The organism is Micromonospora sp. NPDC049645 (genome assembly GCF_040675155.1).
Lineage (GTDB): Bacteria > Actinomycetota > Actinomycetes > Mycobacteriales > Micromonosporaceae > Micromonospora.
This window is the reverse complement of the sequence record NZ_JBFAOI010000002.1, coordinates 197,412-223,301: the sequence shown is the minus strand read 5'-3', so window position 1 is coordinate 223,301 and position 25,890 is coordinate 197,412. Positions and strand designations below refer to the sequence as shown.

The 25,890-nt window shown below is 72.0% G+C and carries 23 protein-coding genes; 7 read left to right on the top strand and 16 right to left on the bottom strand.

All coding sequences use genetic code 11. The features are described from left to right. Positions 1 to 161 precede the first annotated feature (161 nt). Together AB0J33_RS06560 and AB0J33_RS06555 are read left to right on the top strand one after the other, a co-directional pair. Positions 162 to 1,148, top strand: a complete 987-nt coding sequence (locus AB0J33_RS06560; protein WP_363610602.1) for a LacI family DNA-binding transcriptional regulator — start codon at positions 162 to 164, stop codon at positions 1,146 to 1,148. 231 nt (positions 1,149 to 1,379) lie between these two features. Beyond that, a complete protein-coding gene (locus AB0J33_RS06555) occupies positions 1,380 to 1,751 on the top strand; it encodes a cupin domain-containing protein (protein ID WP_363610600.1) in 372 nt (123 codons plus the stop codon). Here the strand turns inward: AB0J33_RS06555 and AB0J33_RS06550 are convergent. The 8 genes from AB0J33_RS06550 to AB0J33_RS06515 form a co-directional block, all read right to left on the bottom strand. Further along, positions 1,742 to 2,662, bottom strand: a complete 921-nt coding sequence (locus AB0J33_RS06550; RefSeq protein ID WP_363610598.1) for an aminoglycoside phosphotransferase family protein — start codon at positions 2,660 to 2,662, stop codon at positions 1,742 to 1,744. The two genes, AB0J33_RS06555 and AB0J33_RS06550, sit on opposite strands and share 10 nt — an antisense overlap. Before the next feature lie 408 nt (positions 2,663 to 3,070). Next, positions 3,071 to 4,333 carry an FAD-binding protein gene (locus tag AB0J33_RS06545; RefSeq protein ID WP_363610596.1) on the bottom strand — a complete coding sequence of 421 codons (1,263 nt, stop codon included), beginning with the start codon at positions 4,331 to 4,333 and terminating at the stop codon, positions 3,071 to 3,073. Next, complete coding sequence (locus AB0J33_RS06540) at positions 4,330 to 5,361, bottom strand: polysaccharide deacetylase family protein (protein WP_363610594.1); 1,032 nt, start codon at positions 5,359 to 5,361, stop codon at positions 4,330 to 4,332. The genes AB0J33_RS06545 and AB0J33_RS06540 overlap by 4 nt, the downstream gene beginning before the upstream one ends. Next, positions 5,358 to 6,113 carry a phytanoyl-CoA dioxygenase family protein gene (locus tag AB0J33_RS06535; RefSeq protein WP_363610592.1) on the bottom strand — a complete coding sequence of 252 codons (756 nt, stop codon included), beginning with the start codon at positions 6,111 to 6,113 and terminating at the stop codon, positions 5,358 to 5,360. The genes AB0J33_RS06540 and AB0J33_RS06535 overlap by 4 nt, the downstream gene beginning before the upstream one ends. After that, the gene (locus AB0J33_RS06530; RefSeq protein WP_363610590.1) at positions 6,094 to 6,930 is read right to left on the bottom strand and encodes an alpha/beta fold hydrolase; all 837 of its coding nucleotides are present in this window, start codon (positions 6,928 to 6,930) and stop codon (positions 6,094 to 6,096) included. The genes AB0J33_RS06535 and AB0J33_RS06530 overlap by 20 nt, the downstream gene beginning before the upstream one ends. A gap of 1 nt (position 6,931) precedes the next feature. Further along, positions 6,932 to 8,815 (bottom strand): non-ribosomal peptide synthetase, encoded by a 1,884-nt coding sequence (locus AB0J33_RS06525; RefSeq protein WP_363610588.1) that lies wholly within the window; start codon positions 8,813 to 8,815, stop codon positions 6,932 to 6,934. 32 nt (positions 8,816 to 8,847) lie between these two features. After that, positions 8,848 to 10,074: a cytochrome P450 gene (locus AB0J33_RS06520; RefSeq protein ID WP_363610586.1), complete on the bottom strand. Its 1,227-nt coding sequence runs from the start codon at positions 10,072 to 10,074 to the stop codon at positions 8,848 to 8,850. Continuing rightward, entirely contained in the window at positions 10,061 to 12,988 is a 2,928-nt protein-coding gene (locus AB0J33_RS06515; protein ID WP_363610584.1) for an amino acid adenylation domain-containing protein, read from the bottom strand. The genes AB0J33_RS06520 and AB0J33_RS06515 overlap by 14 nt, the downstream gene beginning before the upstream one ends. A 60-nt stretch (positions 12,989 to 13,048) precedes the next feature. Here AB0J33_RS06515 and AB0J33_RS06510 point away from each other — a divergent pair, with 60 nt between their 5' ends. After that, the gene (locus AB0J33_RS06510; RefSeq protein WP_363610582.1) at positions 13,049 to 13,690 is read left to right on the top strand and encodes an HAD-IIIA family hydrolase; all 642 of its coding nucleotides are present in this window, start codon (positions 13,049 to 13,051) and stop codon (positions 13,688 to 13,690) included. Here the strand turns inward: AB0J33_RS06510 and AB0J33_RS06505 are convergent. From AB0J33_RS06505 to AB0J33_RS06485, 5 genes are read right to left on the bottom strand one after another with little or no spacing between them, the layout of a single operon-like run. Beyond that, on the bottom strand, positions 13,660 to 14,640 hold the full coding sequence (locus AB0J33_RS06505; protein WP_363610580.1) for a phosphotransferase: 981 nt from the start codon (positions 14,638 to 14,640) through the stop codon (positions 13,660 to 13,662). The two genes, AB0J33_RS06510 and AB0J33_RS06505, sit on opposite strands and share 31 nt — an antisense overlap. After that, a complete protein-coding gene (locus AB0J33_RS06500; RefSeq protein WP_363610578.1) occupies positions 14,637 to 15,638 on the bottom strand; it encodes an alpha/beta hydrolase fold domain-containing protein in 1,002 nt (333 codons plus the stop codon). The genes AB0J33_RS06505 and AB0J33_RS06500 overlap by 4 nt, the downstream gene beginning before the upstream one ends. 13 nt (positions 15,639 to 15,651) lie before the next feature. Beyond that, positions 15,652 to 16,449 (bottom strand): SDR family NAD(P)-dependent oxidoreductase, encoded by a 798-nt coding sequence (locus AB0J33_RS06495; RefSeq protein WP_363610576.1) that lies wholly within the window; start codon positions 16,447 to 16,449, stop codon positions 15,652 to 15,654. Beyond that, positions 16,446 to 19,316 (bottom strand): beta-ketoacyl synthase N-terminal-like domain-containing protein, encoded by a 2,871-nt coding sequence (locus tag AB0J33_RS06490; RefSeq protein WP_363610574.1) that lies wholly within the window; start codon positions 19,314 to 19,316, stop codon positions 16,446 to 16,448. Before AB0J33_RS06490 ends, AB0J33_RS06495 begins: the two co-directional genes overlap by 4 nt. 57 nt (positions 19,317 to 19,373) lie before the next feature. Then, complete coding sequence (locus AB0J33_RS06485; RefSeq protein WP_363610572.1) at positions 19,374 to 20,348, bottom strand: Gfo/Idh/MocA family oxidoreductase; 975 nt, start codon at positions 20,346 to 20,348, stop codon at positions 19,374 to 19,376. A 173-nt stretch (positions 20,349 to 20,521) separates the two neighbouring features. Here AB0J33_RS06485 and AB0J33_RS06480 point away from each other — a divergent pair, with 173 nt between their 5' ends. Genes AB0J33_RS06480 through AB0J33_RS06465 form a run of 4 tightly spaced genes read left to right on the top strand, consistent with a single transcriptional unit; the run spans position 20,522 to position 23,276 of the window. Continuing rightward, complete coding sequence (locus AB0J33_RS06480; RefSeq protein ID WP_363610570.1) at positions 20,522 to 21,283, top strand: phytanoyl-CoA dioxygenase family protein; 762 nt, start codon at positions 20,522 to 20,524, stop codon at positions 21,281 to 21,283. Then, positions 21,280 to 22,077, top strand: a complete 798-nt coding sequence (locus AB0J33_RS06475) for a class I SAM-dependent methyltransferase (RefSeq protein WP_363610568.1) — start codon at positions 21,280 to 21,282, stop codon at positions 22,075 to 22,077. The genes AB0J33_RS06480 and AB0J33_RS06475 overlap by 4 nt, the downstream gene beginning before the upstream one ends. 15 nt (positions 22,078 to 22,092) lie before the next feature. After that, positions 22,093 to 22,413 (top strand): cupin domain-containing protein, encoded by a 321-nt coding sequence (locus AB0J33_RS06470; RefSeq protein WP_363610566.1) that lies wholly within the window; start codon positions 22,093 to 22,095, stop codon positions 22,411 to 22,413. Continuing rightward, on the top strand, positions 22,410 to 23,276 hold the full coding sequence (locus AB0J33_RS06465) for a hypothetical protein (RefSeq protein WP_363610564.1): 867 nt from the start codon (positions 22,410 to 22,412) through the stop codon (positions 23,274 to 23,276). Before AB0J33_RS06470 ends, AB0J33_RS06465 begins: the two co-directional genes overlap by 4 nt. Here AB0J33_RS06465 and AB0J33_RS06460 read toward each other — a convergent pair. From AB0J33_RS06460 to AB0J33_RS06450, 3 genes are read right to left on the bottom strand one after another with little or no spacing between them, the layout of a single operon-like run. Then, positions 23,255 to 24,055, bottom strand: coding sequence for an ABC-2 family transporter protein (locus AB0J33_RS06460; protein ID WP_363610562.1), 801 nt, complete (start codon positions 24,053 to 24,055; stop codon positions 23,255 to 23,257). The genes AB0J33_RS06465 and AB0J33_RS06460 overlap by 22 nt on opposite strands. Next, entirely contained in the window at positions 24,052 to 24,852 is an 801-nt protein-coding gene (locus tag AB0J33_RS06455; protein ID WP_363610560.1) for an ABC-2 family transporter protein, read from the bottom strand. Before AB0J33_RS06455 ends, AB0J33_RS06460 begins: the two co-directional genes overlap by 4 nt. Continuing rightward, positions 24,845 to 25,810, bottom strand: coding sequence for an ATP-binding cassette domain-containing protein (locus AB0J33_RS06450; RefSeq protein WP_363610558.1), 966 nt, complete (start codon positions 25,808 to 25,810; stop codon positions 24,845 to 24,847). The genes AB0J33_RS06455 and AB0J33_RS06450 overlap by 8 nt, the downstream gene beginning before the upstream one ends. Positions 25,811 to 25,890 lie beyond the last annotated feature (80 nt).

Here is a 25,890-nt window from a genome sequence, read left to right as displayed (position 1 = left end):
CCCGGGAATTCCCCCGGTTCGATGAACCGTGCGAGGGAACGTAACAACCATGGAAACCGGGTGGCAATCGGTTGCCATTAATTGCCATCAATGCTCTGCTGATGTGCATGAACCCCGAAGGCGCGCCCTCTCCCCGTGCGGCGGTACGCCGGGAGGGCCGCGTGACCATCAACGACATCGCTGCCCTCACCGGCGTCGCCGCCTCCACCGTGTCCCGGGCGCTGAGCCGGCCCGACCGGGTCAACCGGGTCACCCGGGAACGCATCCAGGCCGCCGCCCGCGAGCTGAACTACGTACCCAACACCCAGGCGCGGGCGCTGTCGTCGGGGCGTACCGAAACGGTCGCCCTGCTCGTCTCGGACGCGACGAACCCGTTCTACTTCGGACTGATCCGCGGCGCGCAGCAACAACTGCGCGCCGCCGGCCACGCCCTGCTGCTGATCGACACCGAGGACTCGGCCGAGCTGGAGAACCATCTGCTGCACAAGGTGCGCCGGTCGGTCGACGGGGTGATCCTCGCCGCCTCCCGGCTGCCCGAGCAGACCCTCTCCGTCATCGCCGCCGAACTGCCGGTCGTCACCGTCAACCGCAACGTCCCCCGGGTGCGCAACGTCGTCATCGACAGCCCGGACGGGGTGATGCAGGCCGTCGAGCACCTGGTCTCGCTTGGCCACCGGGCGATCGCGTACGTCGCCGGACCGCCGTCCTCCTGGGCCAACGAGGCCCGGTGGCGGGCGATGCGGACCGCGATGGCCCGACACGGCCTCACCGCGACCCGCGTCGGACCTTTCGGCGTGTCCCGCAGCTCCGGGTCGGTCGCCGCGGACGCGCTGCTGAACACCGGCGCCACCGCCGGCGTCACCTTCAACGACCTGCTGGCGATCGGCATCCTGCGGCGGCTGGCCGAACGCGGCGTCGACGTGCCCGGCGAGATCAGCGTGGTGGGCTGCGACGACATCTTCGGCGCCGACTTCTGCAGCCCCCCGTTGACCACCCTCACCGCGCCGATCGAACAGGCCGGCCGGGTGGCGGTGTCGATGCTGCTGGACCACCTTGAGCACCTGGGGGAAACGGCGTCCCGTCAGACCGTGCTGCTGCCCACGCACCTGACCATCCGGCAGTCCAGCGGGCCGGCCCCGCGCCGGTGACCACCCGCCGGGCCGCTCCCCCCGGACGACCGGCCCTCGTTCACCTCTGCCTCCGCCGTAGGACTGCGGCACGAAGGCCCGGGTGCTCGCTCCAGAGCATTTCGAAATAGCGTGATCGACGCCGGGCGCGGCGATGTAGCCGAAAGCCCCGAGGCGCCGGCGGCCACCGGGAAGGTTCGTCGATCAATCTCTCAACGGGCGGGCAGCGCGAGAATCGGTAGAATCATCGACATGGACCTACGTTCAACGGATCGTTGCAAGCGTGAGAAGTCCCATGACACTGTCGACGTCTGGTGGCTGGTGCGCCCCGAGGAACTGCGCAAGGCGACCGAAGGCGGTTACCTCGAGTACGTGACGGAGTTCGAGGTCGCCGGCGGCGACATGGTGGAGGCCCACCAGCACCCGTCGGTCGAGTTCTACTACGTGCTACAGGGGCGCGGCGTCATGACCGTCGGCGACGACGAGGCGGTCGTCCACCCCGGCGACCTGGTGCACATCCCGTCGAACGTGGTGCACAGCCTCGCTCCGGTGAGTGAGAGCGACTCGGTGCGTTGCTTCACCTTCGCGGTGTCGGATCGAGGAGAGGACAGTCACTACACCTGATCGGTGAGCGTCGGCGGCACGTGTTTCGGGCCGAACCGCTCCCGGATGATTTCGTTGATCACGTGGATCGAGTTGGCCTTCAGGAACGGGTTGCTGTCCCAGTAGTACGGCAGTTGCATCAGCGAGATCGACAACGCCCACCCGCGGCCCCGGCTCCACGTCGCGTCGTCCAGCCGAAGCGCCCGGCGGAACGCCTCCCGGGCGGTCGGCGGGACGAGGCTCCAGGCCGGGATCGCGTCACAGGCCGGGTCACCGACACCGAGTCCGCCGAAGTCGATCACGGCGGTCAGGGCGCCGTCGCGGAGCAGTACGTTGCCGGGTCCCAGGTCGCCGTGCAACCACGTCGGCGGTCGATCCCAGCCCGGCGCGGCCAGCGCCTCGTCCCACAGCTGGGTCAGCGTCGCCCGGTCGTAGGTGTCGGTCAACTGGTCGATCGCGTCCCGCGCTCCGGCGTCCTGCGCCAGCAGCGGCACCCCGCGGCGGGCCGGTGGCCCGTCCGGCAGGTCGAGAGCGTGCAACGCCGTGACGAACCCGGCCAGCGCCGGCACCGCCGCGCTGTCCGCCAGGCCCGTCGCCGGTGCCGTCCGCCCGTCCAGCCACCGGTAGACGCCCCAGGACCACGGGTAGCCCAGGGCCGGTCGCCCCTTCGCGACCGGCTCCGGCACCGCGACCGGCAGGTGCGGGGCGAGGCGGGGCAGCCAGCTGAAGTCCTTGTCGAGCTGGCGGATCGCGCGTTCGAGCAGCGGGAGCCGGACCACCAGCCGGGGCCCCAGCCGGAACAGCGCGTTGTTGGTGCCCGGTGACGGCACCGCGACCAGCGGGAGCGCCGACCACTGGGGAAACTGCTCAGCCACGAGACGCGAGACGAGATCGTTGTCGATGTCCAGCGCGGTGGCGTGCATCTTCGTCATCTGTTGCTCCTATATCGAGCCGCCGCCCTAGACATGGCCGGCCGGGCTGGTTGCTGATCTTTAAGTAGGTCGAAGACGATCCGGGCGAATCGGCGTTTCAGGGCTCTGCGGGCCTTCGTGGTGCCGCGGGTGCCAGCGCTGCCGCGGGGCCCCAGCCATCAGCTTCGGCAGCACCCGCACCACCCGTTCCCCCGCGGTCAGCAGGGCCCACTCCAGCCGACTCGACACATGCGGGCGATGGCACGCTCCTGTCAAGTCACGCCGGTCGGCCCCGACCCACGATGGCCGGCACAACGGAGGAAGGCCGACCCGACCGGACGGCACCGAACCGACGAGCCAGATCATCGACGGCCAGGATCCCAACCAGCGCAAACAGTGGCAGCGCCCACCCTGACACTGGGCCGCATTCTAATCGGACATCGACGCGGTGGCCCCGGCCCTGGCCAGCAGACGTTCCACGAGCGGGGACCGGAACGTGCCGGCCGGGTCGACCTCGGCCACCAGGGCACGGAACCGGTCCAGGCGCGGATATCGGCCGGCCAGGGTGGCCGCGGACATCCCGTGCAGCTTTCCCCAGTGCGGGCGCGGGGAGAACGGTCGTAGCGCCTCCTCGACCACCTCGATGGCGCGTCGCACGGCGGACGGATCCCACCGCCACGTGAAGTGCAGGCTGACGCTGTCGCGGTCGTACGCCGGGCTGAGCCAGTGCTCGTCCGCGCGGATGGCGCGCAGCTCCGACACCTGCAGGCACGCGGAGATCGCCGCGACCCGGTCCCGCACCGCGCGGGCGGCCGCCGGGGCATCCTCGGCCGGCACCAGGTACTCCGACTGCAACTCGGTCCCGGCGCGCAGGTCGGCGTCGGCGAGCACGTGAGGAAGCCGTTCGAACCACGGACCGGGTTGCGCGAGCTGCGGTGTCATGCCGTCCGTCGGCCCGTCCGGCACGTGGGGGATCATCCGGTCGGCCCGGGTCCCGCCGGGCCAGGTCGTGGCCGGGCCGTCGAGCCGCTCCTTGAGGAACACGTTGGTCTGGTCCGACCAGTCGGTGAACACGCTGACGCTGTACGCGCACGAGAGGATGGCCGGCAGGTCGCGCACGACCTCGTCGACGGTGAACCCCGTGCGCACCGACTGGGCGACGTCGAACGTCGGGGTCAGCGCGATCGTGTAGTCGACGGCGACCCCGAGCGCGCCTAACGCGACGACCGTTCCGGGGAAATGCTCCGGGTCGTCCGCGGCCGAGAAAGTCCGCAGCCCGCCACCCGCCACGACGTACCGCACCGCCCGTACGCTGTCGGCGAGGGACCGCAGCCGTACGCCCGACCCGTGCGTCCCGGTGGCGACCGCGCCGCCCAGCGTGATGTGCGGCAGCGACGGCAGGTTCGCCACCGCCCAGCCCTTCGGATGCAGCACGCCGGCGAGTTCGGTGTACGTGGTGCCGGCGGAGACGACGGCGCTTCCCCGCCGCTCGTCGACCACGATCCGTCGCGGCATCCGGTCGAGTCGCACCAACGTCCCGCGGTCGTTGACAACGTCGGTGAACGAGTGGCCCGCCCCCAGCACACCGACTGTGTCGGTGGCGGCGACCAGGTCCCGCACCTCATCGACGGAGGCCGGGAATGCCACCCGGCGCGGCGTGAACTCCTGGTTGCCGGCCCAGTTGCGGATCACGCGCCAGCCATTTCGAGTTCGTCGAGCCGCACCGGCTCAGCGCCGCCGTGGCGGACCGCGTCGATGATGCCGGGGAGCGCGGCGACGGTCTGCGACCGGTCACCGCCACCGTCGTGCAGCAGCACGATGGAGCCGCCGGTCACCGCGTCGACCGTCCGGCAGACGATCTCGTCGGCGCCCGGCATCGACCAGTCGTCGGGTGCGACGTCCCACAACGTGGTGATCATGCCGGACTCGCCGAGCCAGTCCAGCGTCCGGTCCGTCCGGGATCCGTACGGCGGCCGGAAGAATCGTCGCTGCGGGAGTTCAACGGCGCGGTCGAGCACCGACCAGGTCTCGTCGACCTGCCGTCGCAGCTCGTCGACGGACAACTCGTCCAGGAACGGGTGCGACCAGGTGTGGTTGCCGATGAGGTGGCCCTCACGGACGATCCGGGCCAGCTCCCGTGGATGGGCGCTGCTGTTGCCGCCGGTGCAGAAGAAGGTGGCGCGGACCCGGTGGCGTTGCAGCACGTCGAGCACAGCGTTGGTCCAGACCGGGTCGGGGCCGTCGTCGAAGGTGAGGGCGACATCGCGTCCGGTGCCACGGTGAAGACAGGCACCGGATCGGGCGAGACGCTCGGTCGCCTCCCGGCTCTGCGCGATGCCGGCCTCCAGCCGGTCCTCCCGGCCGGTCTGCGTGCCTCGGCGGCGGTCCAACGGGCGCAGCGCCGCGGGTTCCCGGAGCGCGGCCAGGGCGATCTGCGCCGCGTCGACCGAACCGAACGTCGGCCGGGCCGGCAGGTGATCCGCATCGAGCCCGAAGACGGTGTGGCCGCGTGCCATCAGCTGCCCGTCCAGGATGCCGTTCGTGCTCTCGACCACGACGGACGCCGTGGGCCGGTCGGCCGCGAGCGCGGCCGCCAGGGCGTCGACCGGGCCGAACGCGAAGCGGCGCTGGCCCGGCCCGAGCCGCCCGTCGGCCACCTCGGCCACCTCGTAGCCGTCGGCCGACCAGGCGATGGCGAAGAAGTCCGCCGGCGCCGTCATCGCGCGTCCGTCGGTGGCCGGTACTCGAGGAACGGTCCGTCGTCGAAGAGTCGGGGGTACGCCGGACGACCGAGTCGCAGCTCGTGCGCGCGACGGAGGATGTCCCGCCAGTACGGCTTCACCGGTCGCCATCGCCGGTCCCCCTGGCAGTAGGAGGTGTCGATGAAGTACCGGCTGTGCGCGTCACGTGCCGTCTTCCGGCGGGCGTGCCACAGCGCCGAGTGGGCGAGGACGGTGGAACCGGGCGGGAGACGGTCGATCACCACCTCACCGTCGAGCGGACGCGTGCCGAGCGCGACCAGCTCGTGCTTGTCGACCACGCGGCGGTGGCTGCCCGGCACCACGACCAGCGGGGAGACGTCCTCGGTCAGCCCGTCGAGATAGTGCAGCGCGTGCACCATGAGCCCGTCCCGGTCCGTCGACTCCGGTCCCTCGTAGTCGTGGTGCCAGGGCTTGCCGCCGGTGGTCGGGTCCTGCCGGCAGCTGTGCATGTGGTGGAAGACGAAGTCGCGCCCGAGCACCTGATCGAGCACCCGCATCAGGTCGGGCAGGCACGCGAGCCGGCCGTGCGCCGGCATCTCGATCTCGACCTGCGGCGGGCCGGCGGTGTCACCGTTGAGCGCCGCCTCGATCGAGGCCGCCCGTAGCCCGTCGTCACTCCACCTGTCGACCTCGGGCTTGAGGCGTTCGACCAGGTCGGGTGGGATCAGCCCGGCCAGGACGAGATACCCGTCACGCGCGAACTGGTCCACCAGTTCGGCGGTGAGGGGTTGCCCCCCGGCTGGGACGTGTGTGGTCCGCACTGTGCTCACCGCTCTTCCCTTCAGGACTGTCACCTCGATGGGCGATCTCGCTGACCACGTCGATCGGCGGGCGGTCGACGAGGTAGAAGTGGCCGCCGGCGACCGGGACGTGGGTGTGCCGTCCAGTGGTCAGGCGTGGCCAGGGGCGGACGTCCGCGTGCACGTCCTCGCGGCCCGCGATGGTGGTGATCGGGCAACGCAGCGTCGGCGTCAGCTCCATGACGTACGAGTGGTAGAGGACGGAGTCAGCCTTGACGTACGGCGTGACCAGCGAGACAAACTCCGGATCGGCGAGCGCCTCGGGGTCGGTGCCGCCCATGTCCCGCAGGCCCGCCAGCACCTCGGCGTCGCTCTGCTCGGGCAACCAGGCCCGGCGCTCGGTCGGCTCGTGCGGGCCGGGCCGGGAGCCCGAGGCGATGAGCCAGTCGACCTCGGTGCCGAGGGCGGCCAGGACACGGGCGGTCTCCAGGGCGACGGGCGCGCCGAGGCTGTGCCCGAGGAGAATCAGCCGGCCGCCGGGGTCGACCGTCTGGCGGATGGCCTGGGCGACCCGCCGCGCGACCCGCGGCATGCTCGTCTCCGGCGGCTCATGGGCGCGCTCACCGCGGCCGGGGTAGTGCGCCGCGAACACCTGGATGTCCGGCAGCGCCTCGACCCAGGACGAGAAGAAGCCAGGCGATCCTCCGGCGTGCGGCAGGCACACCAGGTTCGCGACGGGCGTCCGTACCGGTCGCCAGCAGCGCAACCACGGGTCGGCGGTAGGCATGTCAGCGGAGTCGTTCGGCGGACGACACGGACCCGGCGCTGCGCAACACCCGCTGCCGACGAGCCGCGGCGAGACGGGCTGCGGCGGGATCGGGCCCCGTGTTGTCGGCACTGTCGAACAGGCGGACCTGCGACCGGATCGTCGGGTGGGCGAACAGGTCCACCACGTCGGGCCGGCGTTGCAGCCGTTCGGCCAGCGCGTCCTGGAGCGCGAACACCAGCAGGGAGGTGCCGCCGGCGTCGAAGAAGCTCGTGTCGTCGGACACCGCCTCCGTGCCCAGCACCGCGCACCAGGCGGACGCGACGGCCTCGCGGGTGCCGGTGCCGGCCGGTCCCGCCGGCACCGGCACCGCCGACGGGGCGGTCCGCCGCAGGGCGGCACGGTCCAGCTTCCCGGTGCTCGTGACCGGCAGGCGGTCGACGAGTTCCACGGTCCCCGGCACCAGGTGCCGCGGGACGCGCTCGGCGAGTCGCTCCTTCACCGCCTCGGCGCTCGTGCCGCGGTCGGGCTCGACGAACGCGCGCAGCTCGCCGGTGCCGTCGTCCTGGACGACCGCCGCACGCCGGACCTCGTCGAGCCCGAGCAGCGACTGCTCGACCTCACCCAGGGCGATCCGGTGGCCGCGGACCTTGACCTGGTCGTCGGTACGACCCCCGAACTCCAGCCGGCCGGCGTCGTCGATCCGCCCGAGGTCCCCGGTCAGATAGGCGGCTCCGCGATCGGGGTGTTGGCGGAACGGGGAGCCGTGGCCGGCGGTGGATCCGCCCCGGTAGCCCCGGGCCACCGTCGGGCCGCTGACCATGATCTGGCCCCACTGACCAGCGGGCACCGGGACCAGGTCGTCGGCGACGACGTCGATCGAGACGCCCGGCGCCGGTACGCCGATGGTCACCGGCTCGGACGGTCGCAACCGGTGGTAGCTGGCCCAGATCGTGCACTCGGTCGGCCCGTACTCGTTGACGAGGTCGACCCGCGTGCCGAACGTGGCGAAGTGTCGGTCCGCCACGCTCTGGGGCAGGGCCTCGCCGGCCAGGATGACGGTCCGCAGCGACGGCGGGACCGCTTCGGGCAACCGCTTCATCTCGCGCAGCACCGCGTCGTAGAGCGCGGGGATGCAGAGCATCTGGGTGGCCCGGGACGCGGTGAGGGAGCGCAGGATCGCCGCCCGGTCGGTCAGGGTGTGCTCGTCGGCCACGATCAGCGTACCGCCGCTCGTGAGGGTGCCCCAGAGGCCGGCGGCGGACGAGTCGAAGTGGAGCGGGGACATCCAGTAGAAGCGTGCGGCGCCGGGGTAGACGGCGCGTCGGGCCGCCGTGGAGTGGGCGAGGTTGCCCTGGTCGACGACGACGGCCTTGCGCTCACCGGTGCTGCCCGACGTGTAACAGAGATATGCCACGTCCGTCGGCCGGGACGGGTGTGGCTCGACCGGCTCGTCACCGTCGTGAACCGTCGCGACGTCGACCACGCGGAAGCCTTCGTCGGCGAGCCGGGACCAGCGGCGGTCGGCGCACACCACCCGGGCCCCGGCGTCCGGCAGGACCCTGACGATCTGAGCGTGCGGGTCCTTCGGGCTGACCGGCACGTAGGCGGCGCCGAGCCGGAGGATCGCGAGGACCGCCGCCACCGCGTCGGCGCCGTTGGGTAGCAGGACGGCGACGACGTCACCGGCGCGTACCCCGGCCTCGCGCAACCGGGCCGCCACGGCGACGGACCGGCGGTCCAGTTCCCGGTAGCTCATGGTTAGGTCCCCCGTCTCCAGGGCGGGGCGCTGCGGGGCCTGCTCGGCCCAGAACCGGAAGCTGTCCGCCACGGCCGGCGGGAAACCCTCGCAGGGTCGGTGAAGATGGTCCACCACGGTGGTGCTGCAGATTGCCTTCAGACTCAACGTCTTCTCGCCTCCTGTGGATCCGGCTTCTTTCAGCTGCGTGATCCTGACCCACCACTCAACCTATCGAAACCCGTCGTGCCCGCAACCGGAGCGAGCCGTACGCGCAGGTGCGCGGGCCCCTGGACGGCCAGCGACGACAGGGGCGTCACAGGCTCGCAGACCTCCAGCCGGGACCAGAGGTCTGCGGTCTCGTCGAGGAGGAGTCGAAGCTGGTGCCGGGCCATCGTGGCGCCGATGCAGACGTGCGGGCCGAAGCCGAGTCCGACCTGTCGGTTGGGTACCCGGTCCACGGTGAAAACGTCCGGGTCGGTGAACACGCGCTCGTCGCGGTTCGCCGATGGCAGCCACAGCACGACCGTGTCACCGGCGCGGACCAGCGCGTCACCGAGGCGTACGTCGCGGGTCGCGGTACGCGCGCTGTGCACCGCGCTGCTGGTCCAGCGCAGAATCTCCTCGATCGCCGTCGGAACGAGCGCGGGGTCGGCGACGAGCCGCCCCCACTGGCTCCGGTGTTCGATCAGCGCGTGCAGCCCGGAAGTGATGGTGAGACCGGCGTTCTCGGACGCCCCCACCAGGTTCTCCACGTTGAGCAGGATCTCGGCCTCGGTCAGCAGTTCACCGCCGACCTGGCCTTCCAGCAGGGCGCTGAGCCCGTCGGGACGGCTCTGCTCCATCCGCTGCACCATGAGGTCGAGGAGGTATCGGGTGATCTCGCCGCTACTGGTCAGGGAGCGGCGCTGCTGGAACGTGTCGTGGGTCCATCGCTGCAACTGGGCGTGGTCCTTCGGTGGGACGCCGAGCACCCGGCAGATGAGGCCGAGGGAGAGTGCGCCGCCCACCTCCTCGGCGACGTCGACCACCTGGCCGTCGCGCAGCGGAAGCAGCACCCGCCGGATGTCCTCGCGCAGCGCCTCGCGCAACGCCCGGGCGCTGCGCTCGTCGAAGTGTGGCGCGAGCAGCGCGCGGAACTCCTGGTGCCGGGGCGGGTCGGAGAGGGCCATGGTCATGTCGCCGGCCGGGTCGAGGCCGTGCGCGCGGGACCGCAGCAGGACCCCGGCCCGGGAGGAGAACGTCTCGGGCTCGGCGTACACCCGGCGAACGTCCGCATACCGGGTCACCGACCAGAAGGCGGGCCAGGTGCCGGCGGGATGATGGTGGACCGGGGAGTGTCGCCGCATCCACGCCCACAGCCGGTACCGGTCGTCGTCCTGGTGGAATTCCGGCTCCTCGAGCCGTTCCGGCCTAAACTCGGACATCGTCGGCCTCCTGAGGAGCAGCCGACCGCAGTCGCCGCGCGAAGTCGTCCAGGCATCGTTGCGCGGTGGCAGGGCCGACCGCGTCGGTCCGGTACGAGACGATCGAGGTCAGAGCCCCGGACGGTTCCGGCCAAAGCTCAAGGTGCAGGTCCAGCGGCAGATCCAGGTACGGTGGCCGGACGAATCGCGCCTCGACGCCGGGGAGCGTCAACCGGGGCGACGGGGTGTCCTGCAGCGCGAACATGGTCTGGAACACCGGCGGCCGGTCGCCGTGGTCGGCACACCTCAGCACCTCGGTGAGCGGGGCTTCCCGATGGGCCACGGCGTGCCGCCACCGCTGCGCCAGCGCCGGCAGTCCCGAGCCGTCGTCGGCGAGCGCGGCGCCGGTGAGCCGCACCGGGACCGTGGTCATCCGACAGCCGACATCGCCGTCGCTGCCGTCGCGCAGGCTCAGCGGGACGCCGACGGCGAAGTCCCGGGTCCGACAGACCTCGGCGAGGGTCCGCCCCCAGGCGGACAGCAGTGTCACGAAGAGCGTCGTCTCGGCCCGTGCCGCCCGGCCGGCCGCGGCGTCGACGACGTCGGGCGGCAGGAGACGGACGACCTGACGCACCCCGTCGGGCTCAGTCCGGTCGTCCGGCCACCGCAGCGGCGGAACGCCCGCCAGGTCCCGGGTCACGGCTAGGAGACGGTCGCTGGCCGGCGCCGAGCTGGGTGGCGCCACCGCGTCGGTGGGCAGGTCCGTCCCCCGGTACGCCAGGCTCAGCTCGCATGCCACCACCGCCTCGGAGGACCCGTCGAACGCGACGTGATGGAACGCCAGCCCGAGCAGCGCGTCCCGTTGACCCCACCGGGCCAGCACCGGCCGCCACACGTGCCCGCCCGCCGGGTCGAACGGCTCGGCCAGCGCCAGGAGCGTCTCGGCCCAAGCCTCTTCCTCGTCGGCGCAGGTCAGCTCGTGCAGCGGCGGTGCCGGCACGGCCGGCCCAGTCCGGACGCCGGCGTCGATCCCGTATGCCGAGTGCAGCATCGGCTGCCGGCGGTGCAGGTACGCCAGCGCCCTGGACAGCGCGGGCCGATCGACCGGCCCGCGCAGGCGCCACGTCATCAGGCAGTGGTTGGTGAGGTCGTCCGGGTCGAGCAAGGCCCGGAGGAGGAAGATCCGCTGCATCGGCGTGAGGCCCGTCGGCGGCGGCGCCGGGTCGGCGGCAGCGCGGTCGAGAAGCATGGCGAGCCCGGTCACAGTCGGCGCCTCGAACACCCGGCTCATCGGCACCGGCCGTCCCAGGGCCCGGGACAGCCGGGTACACAGGCGGCCGGCGTCCAGTGAGCTGCCGCCGGCGGCGAAGAACGATGTGTCATCGTCGATCGGCCCGCCGAGGACCGACCGGAACGCTCCCCGCACCTGGTCGACGACGTCGCCACCGGCGGGCACAGGGCCGCCCCCTGTCGCGGTCCCGGCCAGCCCGGCCAGCAGCTGGGACTCGTCGACCTTGCCGTTCGCGGTCAGTGGCAACCGGTCCACCCAGCTCACGGTCGGCACCTGCTGCGGGAGCAGCACCTGTCGTAACCGCTTCGCCGCGTCGCCGTCGGGCCGCCGTCCCTCGGCCACGCAAAACGCCACGAGCCGCGTGTCGCCGGTGACCGGACCGGGTGCGGCCACCACCCGGCAGGCGGTCACCGGCAGCACGGCGGCGACTGCCGCTTCCACCTCGGCCGGTTCGACCCGCACGCCGCGGACCTTCACCTGCCGGTCCAGCCGGCCGGCGTAGTGCAGGACGCCGTCGTGGTCGAGGTAGCCACGGTCGCCGGTGCGGTAGTAGCGGCCCGAACCGCCGTCCTCGGGCAGCAGAACGAACTTCGCCTCGGTGGCGGCCGGGTCGTCGAGGTAGCCGATCGCCACGCCGCGACCGCCGACGACGATCTCGCCCGGCGTCCCCACCGGCGTCGGTGCGTCTCCCGCCACGACCCGGACGCTGGTGCGGGGCACCGGCCGGCCCAACGGGATGCCGTCCGCGCGGTCGGTGTCGGCCGGCACGATGTCGTGGGTGGTGGCGAACACCGTCGTCTCGACCGGACCGTAGCCGTTGACCAGCCGGATCCCGCCGTGCCGGGCCAGGAACCGGCGGACGTGACCGACGGAGAGCCGTTCCCCGCCGATGAGCAGCTCGGTCAGACCGGTGAAGGCGTCCAGGTCCTCGTCGACGATCTGGTTGAACAGGGAACTGGTCAGCCAGGCCGTGTTGACCGACGCGTGCGCCACCACCGTGCGTAGCTCGGTCGCCGACAGGTACCGCTCGGTGATGAGCACCGCGGTGCCTCCGGTGGCCAGCGCCGACCACAGCTCCAGGGCGAACGCGTCCCACGGCAGCGCCGCGGCCGCGGGAATCACCAGGCCGGGGCCGGTACGCATGAACGGGTCGCCGTCGAACAGTCGCAGCGTCGCTCCGTGCGGGCTGAGCACCGCCTTCGGCGTACCGGTGGTGCCGGAGGTGAAGAACACGCAGGCCGGGGTGTCCGCGTCGGTGTCGGCCGGCGCGGCGGGACCGGCGGCGCCGCGGTCGAGCTCCGGCAAGGACTCGGCGGTGACCGTCGTCCTCGCGCCCACCGCGTCCCGGGCCTGGTCGACGCGTCCCGTCGGCCAGTCCGGGTCGAGCAGCGTGTACGCCGCGCCGGTCTTCAGCACGGCGAGGAGCGCCGTGACGAGCTCGACCGACCGGGGCAGGTGCACCGGGACGACGTCGCCCGGCCTTACACCCCGGGCGGCGAGCGCGGCGGCCCACCGGTGGGATCGGGAGTCGAGTTGGCCGTACGTGACCGTGGCACCGGCGCAGGAGAGTGCGGGATGATCCGGGTGGCACGCGGCCAGCCACGAGAAACGCTCGTGCAGGGTGGATGTCCGACTGGGGTGCATGGTGCTCCTTTCCGGAACTGCCGTGGGCCGAGCACTGCGCGACGGTCAGGAGGGACGCCGGTGGAACCCGTACTCGTCCGCTGGTCGGCCGCGCCGCGGTCGCTGCGGCGCACGCTGCTCACCGACCGCGACGGCGTACTCGCGACGGTGCGCCTGGACCGGCCCGGCGGGCCGGACATCGTGGTCCTCGACGGTGTGGTGGCCGCGCTCGAGCGGTTGGCCGCTCACGACGTCGCTGTCGTCGTCGTCACCAACCAGGGGGCGGTCGGCCGCGGTGAACAGGCGCTGGAGCGGGTGCTGGCGGCAGGTGAGCTGCTCCTGAACCGGCTGGATCCGGCACGGGTGCTGATCGATTACGTGGCGGTGTGCCCGCACAGCGACGATCAGGACTGCCGGTGCCGCAAGCCGCGCACGGGCGCCGTCACGGCCGTCGAGCGACTCGCCGGCGAACGCGTCCGCCACGGGTGGATGGTCGGCGACCAGGTCTCCGACATGGAGGCCGCCCGCCGCCTCCGCGTGCCGGGTCTGCTGGTCGGCACCGGTCACGGACGTGCGGCACGGCACCGGGTCGAGGCGTCCGGGGCCGCCGGTCACGTGACGTTCGTGACCGATTTCGGGGCGGCCGTGACCCGGGTGGTGAATGAACTCTGCGGCCCGTGCCGGGGGGCGCCTCACAGTCGCAGGCGGTGCGCCACCGCCTGACACCGCCGGGACCACCACGCCAGCTCGTCGCCGTCGCCGAGGGCCTTCTCCCAGCCGAAGACCGCCATCACCCCGACGACGCAGAGGGCTACCTGCTCGTCCCACCAGCCCGCGGTGCGCACACCGCGCTCGTCGACGAGGCGGCGGAACCGATCGAGCGTCTCGTCCTTGTCCGTGACGAGCCGTTCCCTGTTGAGCGCGAGGTACCAGCAGATGTCCCAGGCCAACGGCGCTTCACCCAGGAAGCTCCAGTCGAGCAGGACGACTTCGCCGTCGGCGCGCAGCCCGAGGTTGCCCATCTTCCAGTCTCCGTGGACGAACCCGGCCGGCGTGCCGCGCAGCAGCTGGATGAGTCGCTCCGGCTCGTCGTGGACCCGTTGCAGGAGGCGGGCGAGCGGCGGGTCGACGGCGGCCAGCCGTCGCCACCCTTCGTCGGCGGCGGCGACGGGACCGGGCCGGGGCCCCGGTCGGGCGAGTTCCCCGGCCAGGTTGGCCGGGGAGAGCATCAACAGCCGCTGGCGCATCGACATGAGGCCGACGTCGTCGCGCCAGCCAAGCAACCGCGTGTCGAGTTCGGCCATGGCGGTGAGCAGCCCGATCTCCTGCTCGGGTGCGATCGGCGCGTGGCCGTCCGGGATGAGGTCGGCGGCGGCGTCGCGCATCAGCACGACCAGTTCGCCTCCGGCGTCGTCCGGGGCGAGCTCGATGGACTCGATGCAGTGGTCGACGAAGGGGCGGGCCCGGCCCATGAGACCGGCGTTCCAGGCCAGCAGCGGCCAGTACCGGTCGTCCCCGGTCACCCGCGCCAGCCAGTCCGAGTGGTGGCTCCAGCGCTTGACGAAATAGCCGACGCCGTCGGTGGTGAACCGTTCGAACATCGCCCCGGCCCGCGCATCCCCGGGTCGGACGGCCTCCCGGTCGGCGACGGCCGGCAGTCTCGTCTGGTTCATCGCCGAGCCTCCGTCCGTCCGTCGACACCGGCCAGCACCCGGTCGACCCAGTCGTCGCGGGCCTGGTCGGCAGCGCGGGAGATCGCGGCCTCGGGGGCCCACTGGTCGAAGCAGTGGAAGGCGCCCTGCCACACGTGCAGCTCGGCGGCGCCGCCGGCGTCCCAGATCCGCCCGGCGAACCGGACGGCCTCGTCGCGGAGGGCCTCGTAGGAGCCCACGTCGACGTAGACCGGTGGCAGGCCGGCGACCTCGGCGCGGGCCGCCGCCACGTGCGGTGGGACGGCGTCCGACCCGCGCGCGTCGCCGAGGAGGGCGGTCCAGCCCGCGAGGTTGGACCGGCCGTCCCACAGCCCGGCCGCCCAGAACTCCTGGACGGACGCCGAGTCGCACCTGTCGTCGAGCATCGGCGACTGCAGCAGCAGGCCGGCGAGGGCAGGACCGCCCCGGTCGCGGGCGAGCAGGCCGCATCCCGCCGCGAGCCCACCGCCGGCGCTGTTGCCCGTGACGACGATCCGGCCCGGGTCGAGGCCGAGTTCCGTCGCGTGGCGCGCCACCCAGGACAGTCCGGCGTAGCAGTCCTCGACCGCGGCCGGGCCGCCGTGCTCGGGGGCCAGCCGGTACTCGACCGACGCGACGGCCATGCCGAGCCGCACCGCCCGTCGCAGGTCGAAGCGCAGCTCGCTGCTGCGATGGTGCCCGGCGACCAGGCCACCCCCATGGATCGAGAAGAGCACCGGCGGCCGGGCGTACGGGGTGGTCGCCGGCCGGGCGATCAGGATCGGGGTGGGCGGGGGCGCACCGGCCCGTCCGAGGTCCACCACGATGCAGCCGGCGGCCGTGATGTCGGCGTCGGACAGCACGTCCCGGTGGGCGGCCACCCGGCGCTGCGGGATCAGCGCGTCGGTCAGCGGCATGGACATAGTGGCGATGGCGTCGGTCAGTGGCGTGGACAGTTCGGGATCGAGTCGGAAGGGGTGCTCCACGACGGGGATGCCCAAGGCGATGCTCCTCTCAGCGCCGAGCCCGCTGGGCGTCGACGATCATGCGGGGTGCGGGGTCGGGGGCGCCGGATCGCAGACGCCGCCAGCCGTCGGCCAACCGTGGGCTCACCCCGTAAAGGGCGCACCACGCGCGCAGCGCCAGGGGCGCCACGTTGACCTCGGCCCGACCGGTCTCGATCGCGCGCAGGACCGCGATCGCCACTCGGTCGGCGCGCACCGCGGTGGCCCCCCGGGGCAGCGGCGCGCCGGTCGCGGCGAACATGCCGGCGTCGGCGACGAATCCGGGCTGGACGAGGGACACGCCGACCCCGTGCCGACGGAGATCGTGCCGGATCGCCAGGGCGAAACCCCGCAGCCCGAACTTGGTGGTGGTGTACAGCGCGGACTCCGGCGTCGCGGCCTTGCCCGACATCGAGCCCACAACGACGATGTGGCCGCGCCCGCGGGCCACCATCCGCGGCGCGAGCAGGTGGACGAGCTGCAGAACGCTGACCAGGTTCACCTCGACCGCCCGGCGCAGCTCGTCCTCGCGATACTCCAGGAGGTCCCCGCTCGCGGGCAGCGCGGCGTTGGCGATCAGCACGTCCACGTCAGCGCAGCGTGCGGCCAACCGCCGCACGTCGTCGGTCTCCGCCAAGTCGGCCACGACCGGGACCGCGCCCGAGGCCTGGGCCAGGTCCCGTAGCGGGTCCGGTGCGCGACCGGTGACGATGAGCCGGGCATCCGCCTGGGTGAGGTGGCGCACGAGGGCGCGGCCCAAACCTCCGGTACTGCCGGTCAGTAGGACCTGGGCGCCGGCGATCCTCATCGGACCGCCTCGCTGGCGATCTGGATGTGGGCACGCAGCGTGGGCCGGGCCATCAGCTCGGGCAGCGGTAGCCGGCTGCGGAGACCGACCTCCAACCGCCGTAGCAGCCGGATCATCGCCAACGAGTCGCCGCCGAGGTCGAAGAAGTCGGCCGTCTCGTCCTCGGGGTCGACGCCCAGCGTCTCCCGCCAACCAGCCCGAACGATCCGGTCGACGCCGGTGCCGTCGACCGGTGCTGGCGGCACGGGGCCGGTGGACGCCGGCGTGGTGGCGGGCGCGTCGACGGTGCCGACGAGCGAGTATTCCTCACCGCCGAACGCGTATCCTGGCGGCCGGTGGCGGCGGCCGGTGGTGCGAGGGCCCGCGACCCGGTCGGCCACGCCCATGGACCAGAGTGCGTCCAGCGCGTCGGCGACGCCGTCGGCGTCGCGGCTGCGCTGCAGCGGAATGGCGCGCGCGCCGGCCAGTTCGACGAGCGCGCTCAGCGACCGGCCGGGCCCGACCTCGATCACGATGCCGCCCGGGTGGCCGTCGACGAGCGTCCGGGCGGCCTCGGCGAACCGGACCGGACGTCGGGCGCCGTGGACGAAGTGCCCGGCGGGCAGCGTCCGCCCCGGACCGACTACCCGCCCGGTCACGGTGCTGACCAGCGCGGTGGACAGCGGCCGGCTCGGCGCGGCGACCGCCGCGATGTCGTCGAGCGCGGGCTGCACGAGGCGGCTGTGGAAGGCGCGGTCGGTGTCGAGCCGACGGACCCGGACCGTGCCGGCCAGCTTCGCGACGAGACGGTCCACGTCGTCGGGCGCACCGGCCACCACACAGTGCGCCGGTCCGTTGACCGCGGCGAGGTCGAGGTCAGTGCCCGCGAGCAGTGCGACGACGTCGGCCTCCGCGAGGGCGACGCTCGCCATCCGGCCGGGCGGGCAGAACTGCATCGCCGTGGCGCGGGCCAGCACCAGCCGCACCGCCTCCGGGACGGTGAGACCACCGGCGTACGTGGCCGCCACGATCTCCCCGAGCGAGTGACCGATGACGGCGGCCGGCGTCACGCCGAGGTCGCGCAGCGCCGCCGCGGCGGCGTACTGGGCGCAGAAGAGCACGGGCTGGGCGAGTCGGGTCTGCCGTAGCTCGTCGGCGGGGAAGGCTGGGTCCCACAATGCGCGCTCGGCCTCGGCCCGCAGCGACTCGGGCAGGTGGGCCAGCACGTCCCGGACGTGGGCGTCGAAGTGGGGAAGCTGCGCGGACAGCCCGCGAGCCAGGCCCGGGTAGTGCGTGCCCTGGCCGGGAAAGAGCAGCGCGACCCGGGGCGGGCGCCGGCTATCGGGACTGGCGCCGGCATCGACCCGCCGCAGCTTCTCGCACGCCTCCACGCTGGTGGCCGCGCGCACGACAACCCGGTACGCCAACGTGCTGCGGTCACGCGTCAGCGCGTCCGCCGTCGCCCCGAGGTCAGCGATCCCGTGGTCCAGCCAGTCCGCCAGCGCGCGGGCGCCCCGGGCCAGCGCCGGCGGGTCGGCCGCCGACAGTGCCAGCCCGTGGCAGCGACCGGCGTCGTCGACGGCAGCCGGTGCCGGCGGGGCTGGCCAGGCCCCGAGGACGGCGTGCGCGTTGGTGCCACCGATGCCGAACGAACTCACCCCGGCGACCGCGCCCGGGGCGAGGACGTCCTCACCGGTCGCGATCCGCAGCGGTGAGCCGTCGATACGCAACAGCGGGTTCGCGGTCTCGAACCCGGCGACCGGCGGGATCGACCGGTCCCGGAGCACCAGCAATGTCTTGACGAGGCCGGCCAGGCCCGAGGCGGCGTCAAGGTGGCCGATGTTCGCCTTCACCGCCCCCACCGGGATCTGGTCGGCGTGCGCGCCCAGCGCCCGGAATGCTTGGGTGGCAGCCTCCCACTCGATCGGGTCACCGAGGGCGGTGCCGGTGCCGTGGGCCTCCAGGTAGCCCGCGTCGGCGATGTTCACGCCCGCCATCTGCCAGGCCGTCGTGATGACCTCGCGTTGACCCGGTACCGACGGTGCGTAGTATCCGGTCTTGTCGGCTCCGTCGTTGTTCACCGCGGTCGCCAGGATCACGCCGTGCGGCGTGGGCGCGTCTGCGGGCACGGACGCGGCGACCTGCAGGACGACTGCGACCACACCGGCGCCGGGCACGACGCCGTCTGCACGAGCATCGAACGGTCGGCAGTGGCCGCTCGCCGACAGCACACCGCCGGTCTGGTGCAGGTATCCGGCCTGCGGGAACGTCAGCCCTGTGGCGACCACGAGCACGCGGTCGCAGTCTCCGTTGAGCAGCGCCTGCGCCGCCAGATGCACCGCCACGAGCGAGGAGGAGCACGCGGTCTGCACCGACAGCGCGACGCCACGCAGCGCGAGCTTGTGGGCGATGCGGCTGGCCGCGAAGTCGGGCTCGGCGCCGTGGATCAGGTCGTCCATCGTGGCCGGGTCGACGTCACCCTGCCGCAGCACAGCCCGCAGGTAGGTGCTACCGGTCGAGGACGCGAACACGCCGATCCGCTCGTCGCTGCCGCGGGGTGGGACGCCGGCGTCCTCCAGCGCGGTCCACGCCGTCTCCAACATCAATCGATGCTGCGGGTCGACCAGCTCGGCCTCGTGCCGGCTCATCCCGAACGGGGCGCGATCGAAGCGCAGCACCCGCTCCAGGTGCCCGTAGACTGGAACGTAGCCCGGATCGTCGAGGTGGGACGGCGGCACACCGGCCCGGTCGAGCTCACGCCGGGAGTAGCGGCGGGTGAGGACCTGACCGGCCCGAAGCGCCACCACCCAGTCGTCGAGGCCGACGCAATCAGGGAACCGTGCATCCATCCCGACAACCGCGATGTCGAGTGATGTATCCCGATCCATCTTGCCCACCATAGGGGCAGCACTGTCGATGCGAAACTCGAAGCAGCGCCGGGCCAGTCAGGCCGGACGCACCGACAACTGCTCCTCGGCGGACTGCGTCACGTGCAGCGCAGGCAGCACCGACGCCGCCGTCGCCAGGAGCGCGGCCCCGTCGGTTATCGCACCGACGAACTCGCGGTTGAGCCGCCGCCGGGCGTCGTCGCTGCCGCGCAGCATGTCGTCGGAGAAGTCCAGGACCACGCCGGTGCGGTCCCGCAGGATGCCGTCGAAGACCCCGAAGGTGTTCTCCACGCCGGTGATCACCAGGTCGTTGATGTTCTGGAAGCTGTTGTACGACAGTTGCAGGCTCGCCGCGCGGCCCTGCGACGTGGTCAGCGCCAGGGTGACGTCCATGGGCGCCGTGCCGGTGCCGCCGAGCGTCGTCCCGGTCGCCGTGACCTGCGGCAGGTCGTCGAGTGTCACGCCCAGGAGCCAGGTGATCAGGTCGACGGAGTGCATCCCGTGGTGCCACAACAGGCTGTCGGTCCACGAACGCGCGTAGCCGTTGGTGCCGACGTTGGTGCGGCGCATCAGCAGGTAGCGGGCGTAGACGCTGATGACGTCGAGGTCGCCGGCGGCGATCAGGTCGTGCACACGGGTCGGCCCGCCGAGGTAGCGGTGGTTGTGGCCGACGGCCGCGACCAGACCTCGGGCATCCGCCAGGGCCACCAGCTCCGCGCCCTCGGTCGCGTCCATGGCGAGCGGCACCTCCACCAGGACGTGCTTGCCGGCCTCCAGGCAGCGCCGGGCCTGCGCGGCGTGGACCTGGTTCGGCGAGCAGATCCACACCGCGTCGAGAGCCGGGTCGCCGACCATCTCGGCCATCTCGACGCCGTGCCGCCGGAAGCCGTACGCCCGGGCGAAGGCGGCCGCCTTCCCGGCGACCGGGCCGACGATCCACAACGGATCGTGTCCGGCCTCCCGCAGCAGCCGCGCGTGGAATGCCGCCACCTGCCCGTATCCCACGATTCCGACCTTCAACGAGCTCGGCATGGTGCCTCCTGTCCGCGGCCGGATCGGGCTCTCCGGTTGCCGCCGTCGATGGGGTGAAGCAGCATCGTGGCATGGCCGGCTACATCCTGCGCGGGCCACCGCGGCACGCACAGGCCATCGACGCCGTTCGTCGCACGAGCGGGGAACGGTCGTCTCGTCTCGAAGGGAATCGCATGACCAGAGTCCCTGAGAACCACTGTGTCGACCCCCGGTTCGGCGAGTCCGAACGCGACAAGCTCGACCGCGACGGTTACGTGATCCTCGAAGGCATCCTCTCCGAGAGCGAGTGCGACGACTGGAGCCGGATCCTTGACGAGGCCTGGATCTGGGACCAGCAGAACCTCCCGCCCCACCCGGCCGGGGAGGAACCGGGTGTCCAGTTCGTCCGCAACCCGCTGCGGCACTCCCTGGTGTTCGAACGCTGCGTGACCGATCCGGTCGTGCTGGCGCCGGCCCGCAGCATGATCGGGTCCCGGATGATCTGCCACATCATGAACGCCCGGCGCTCCGACCCGGGCCACGGCCGGCAGCCGTTGCACGACCTGACTCGCAAGCGGGGGCGTCCGTTCCCGGTGTGCAACGTCATCTGGTGTCTGGACGAGTTCACCCGCGACAACGGCGCCACCCGGGTGCTGCCCGGAACCCATCTCGACGACACGGCCGCGCTAGCCACACTTGCGGACCCGCTGCGGCCGCATCCGGACGAGGTGTACGTCACCGCGCCACGCGGCTCGGTGCTGGTGTTCAACTCGCAGCTCATCCACGCCGGCACGCAGAACGACTCGGACCGGCCGCGCCGCAGCATGCAGTGCAACTTCGCGGTCGACAGCATGCCGCCGTTCTATCCGTGGCGGGAGCAGTTGTCGGACGCCACCAAGGCGGGGCTGAGCCCTCTGGCACAGCAGTTGCTGACGTTGGCTCCGGTGGCGGCATGACGGTCACCTGGCTCGCGGACCGCTCGACCCACTCCGACCTGACTGCCGAGGTGTACCAGCTGGCCAAGCCCATTGACGGCGACTACCGTGACGTCTCGTTCTATGTCGACCTGCTGCGCGGCGGCTCGGGCCGGGTGCTGGAGCTCGGCTGCGGAACCGGCCGCCTACAGCTTCCGCTGCTGGCCGCCGGCATCGACGTCGAAGGTCTCGACCACTCCGAGGGCATGCTCGAACGGTGCCGCGCGCACGCCGACGAACGTGGTCTGCACCCGACCCTGCGGCTCGGCGACATGGCGACGTTCCGCGTCGACGACCCGTACGACGTGGTCCTCCTCGCGTCCGGCCTGATCAAGGAGCTGCCCGGCCGGGACTTGGCCCGACAGTGCCTGTCCGCGTGCCGGGCCGCCCTGCGGCCGGGCGGCCGGCTCTACGTCGATTTGGTGCCGCCCCGGTCGTCGTCGCTGGCAATCTCGCCGGACCGGCCCACCCAGCCGGCGCCGCCCCGATACTGGCGCAGCGGCGACACCGCGTGGTCACTCACCACCGTACTGCTGGACTACGACGCCGCGACCGACCGTACGACGGCGTTGCGCCGATACGAGAAGTGGCAGCGGGGCGCGCTCGTCGCCTGCGAGATGCACGAGTTCCCGCTCCAGGACTGGAGCATCGAGACCTTCTGCGGCATGGTGGCCGACTGCGGCTTCCAGGTGGCGGAGGTGTTCGCGGACTACCGGCCCGGCAGGCCGCCGGGGCCGGGCGACAAGGACTGGACGATCTGCGCCATCGGAATCTGAGAAAGGACCGTGTCGATGAACGTTCCCGATGTCTTCCCTCCCGAGATCCGCGCCCGCCTGAAGCGCGACCACGAGTACGACGACGCCTACCGGATCCCCGCCGGCGACCTGGACGTGCTGGTCGCGTCGTATCCGGGTGGGTCGTCGGTGACCCCGCACCGACACCACGACATGGACATCGTCGGCGTCGTGGTGGAGGGCTCGGTGCGCCTGACGGTCGACGGCGACGAGCGCACCTACGGGCCGGGGGCGTGGTTCCACGTGCCGGTCTCCGCCGAGCACGCCGCGGTCTACGAGTCGACCACGGTCGAGATCGAATTCATGTTCAAGCGGTGAGTGTCCGCTTCTCCTGCGTCGTCGACGACCACCCGCGCTTCACCGTCCAGGCGTGGATCTGGTGCACCACCCTGCGGGCGCTGGCCGGGCGGTCGTCGGCGGAGCTGGTCATCCACGTGGTGGACGGCACCGCCGGCGACCGGATCGACTACCTGCGTGGCCTCGACGTCGAGGTGCGCGTGGTGCCGCCGTTCGACGAACGCCACGCGTACTCGAACAAGCTGGTGCAGCTGGGCAGCCCCGCGCTGGCCGAGCTGGACCGCGTGGTCCTCACCGACTGCGACATCGCGTTCGCCGGGCCGGTGTCGGAACTGCTCGACGTCGGTCGACCGATCGCCGCCAAGCGGGTCGACACGGGAAATCCCGACCACACGCACTGGGCGAGGATCTTCGCGGCGGCCGGCTTCGGTCCGCCGGAGACGGCGCCGGGCACGCACATCCCCCAGCTCACCTACCGCTACAACCTCAACGGCGGGGTCTACGTGCTGACCCGGCCCGCCTTCGAAGCGCTGGGCGAGGCGTGGCCGCGGTGGAACCGGTGGCTCGGCGATCGGCCGGAGGTGTTGGACGGGTGGGCGTTCTATCGGGATCAGGTGTCGTTCGGGCTGGCGGTGCACGAACTCGGCCTGCCGGTCGAGTCGTTGTCCTCCCGGTTCAACTTCCCGACCCAGCATCCCAACGTCGAGGCCGTGGTGCCCTCGGTGCTGCACTATCACCGCCGGTTCGACGCGGACGGCCTGCTGCTGGCGCACGGGGCGCCCGAGGTCGACGCGCGCATCGCCGAGGTCAACGCCGCGCTGACCCGGCACCGGCACACCGCGCCCTCGTCCTGCGTGCGGGATCAGGCGCTCGCCCCCGAGTAGGCACGCAGGACCCGCAGCCAGGCCAGCCGGGAGACGACCAGGCTCACCGCGGTGATCGCGGGCCCGGCCACCAGCCAGTACGGTGACAGCCGGCCGAGCAGCGCCTCGGCCGGCAGCGTCGTGAGCAGCACGACCGGCACCACGGTGAGGACGGCCTGGAATGGGTCGCGGTAGAGCTGCACCGGGAACCGCGCCAGTTCGACCGCGCCATAGGCGATCTGCTGGAGTTCGGTGCCACCGATGAGGTGTACGGCCATCGCCATCAGCAGGACCATCAGCGCGTACAGGGCTAGCAGCGAGGTGGCGAACAGCAGCAGGAACGTCAGCAGGTTCCAGCCGACCGGAGCGTCGGACAGCACAAAGCCCACGACGATGAAGATCAGGCCGAGGCCCGGGTCGAGCAGGTTGCCCACGTTGAGCCGGCGCAGGGTGACCAGTAGTTGGGTGTCCGCCGGTTTGGTGAGCAGGAAGTCGAGCGTGCCCAGCCGGACGTACTCGGTGATCTGTTGGAGGTTGGGTTGCAGGACCGCCTGCCGGATGCCGTTCACCGTGAAGAACAAGCCGGTGACGACCAGCAGCTCGGGATAGGTCCAGCCGAGCAGGTCGCCGGTGAACTGGAAGTAGACGGCCAGCCCGGCCGCGGCCCAGACCATCCAGAAGATGCTGAGCGTGAGGCCGGCGAGGAAGTTGGCCTGGTACTGGAACTCTGCGGCGACCGTCGCCCGCCAGCAGATCAGGATGATCCGGACGTGGTCTGCCCAGCGCCGGGTGCCGTTCATCCGCCCACCGCCTGGTGACGGCGCACGCCCGGCTTCCAGACAACCAGGTAGAGCACGGTGAACAGGGCCAACCACCCGAGCCCCACGGCGAAGCCGAACGCCGTCTCGGCTGCCGACAGGCGACCTGTCATCAGTTCGACCGGGAAGCCCATGGTCGTCCGGAACGGCAGCCACTCCGCCGTCGAGCGCAGCCACCCGGGCATCACCTCCAGCGGCGCGATCCAGCCGGAGGCGAAGCTGCCCAGCCCCCACCACAGCATCCACAGGTTGGTGGTTTGGGTGCTCCAGAAGCCCAGCAGCGCCACCAGCGACGCCATCGTGATGCTCACCGCGTAGGCCAGCAGGACGGCGACGACGGTGGCGAGCAGTCGGACGGCGGTGAGGTGGTAGCCCAGTTGCGGCAGGACCAGTGTGGCGGCGACGAACACCGGCGCCGCCAGACCTAGCATGACCAGCCGCTGCCCGAGGTCGTTGGCGGCGTATTGCCAGAAGGGGTGCACCGGGCGCAGGAGCCGGATGGAGAAGTCGCCGCCGCGGATGTCCTCGTCCCACTGCCAGATCACGTTCTGGCCGCTGAGGTGCCACAGCAGGCTGGCCGCCGCGTAGTACGAGATGAAGTCCGGTGCCGTCCAGCCGCGCGGCGGGCCGCTGGTGGCTACCACCGTCAGCCACACTGCCATCAGCAGGAGCGGGAAGAACGTGGTGAGCAGACCGGCGAGGAGCCGGCCGCGGTAGGCGGTCGCGGTGGTAGCGGCGGCCCGGGTCAGTGCGGCGATCGACGCGACGGTCTCAGCCATCGGCGAACACCGCCCGCACCACCTCGTCGATGGGGGGTTCCTCGATGGAGAGGTCCTCGACCGGCAGCACCGCCAGCACCCGCGCCGCGACCGCCGGCACGTCGTCGGTGGAGACGCGCAACGACACCGTCAGGCCGTCGTCGGTGACCGTGTCGACGTCGAGTGCCCCGAGTGGGGCGCGTTCGGTGAGCCGCACCTTCACGACGCGGTGGTCGGCGTATCGCCGGGTGAGGGTGGTCAGGTCGCCGTCGAAGCGCAGCGTCCCGTGGTCGATGACGATGACCCGCGAAGCCAGGGCCGTCACGTCGGCCATGTAGTGGCTGGTCAACAGGATCGTGGCACCGTACCGCCGGTTGTAGTCGGCGAGGAACGACCGGACCGCGGACTGCGCGGTCACGTCGAGGCCGAGAGTCGGCTCGTCCAGGAACAGCACCCGCGGCCGGTGCAGCAACGCACCGGCCAGCTCGCACCGCATCCGCTCCCCGAGGCTCAGCACCCGCACCGGCTTGCGCAGCAGCGACTGCAGACGCAGCAGTTCCACCAGCTCGTCGAGGGACTCCGTGTACTCCCGTCGGGGGATCTGGTAGATCGTGCGGTTCACCTCGTAGGCGTCCAGGGCGGGGAGGTCCCAGAACAGCGAGTTGCGCTGGCCCATCACGAGCGAGATCTGTCGCAGGAACGCCGGTTCCCGACGGTGCGGGACGTGGCCGAGCACGCGTGCGCTGCCCTCGGTCGGGTGGAGCAGGCCGCTCAGGCACTTCAGCAGCGAGGTCTTGCCGGCGCCGTTCGGCCCGAGAAAACCTACGATCTCACCCTGCGTCATGCGGAACGACACCCCGCTCAGGGCGGTGACCTCGTGTCGCTCCGGCCGCAGCACGTGGCGGATCGACGATCGGAGCCCGGGTGATCGGCGGTTGACGAAAAACCGTTTCACCAACGCGTCGACATCGATCGCCATCAGGTCATCCTAGGTGTGGTGCCGATGGGGCCGCACATCAGCGGTCTACCATGGTGGGCTGCCGACCCCCGGGGAGCTTG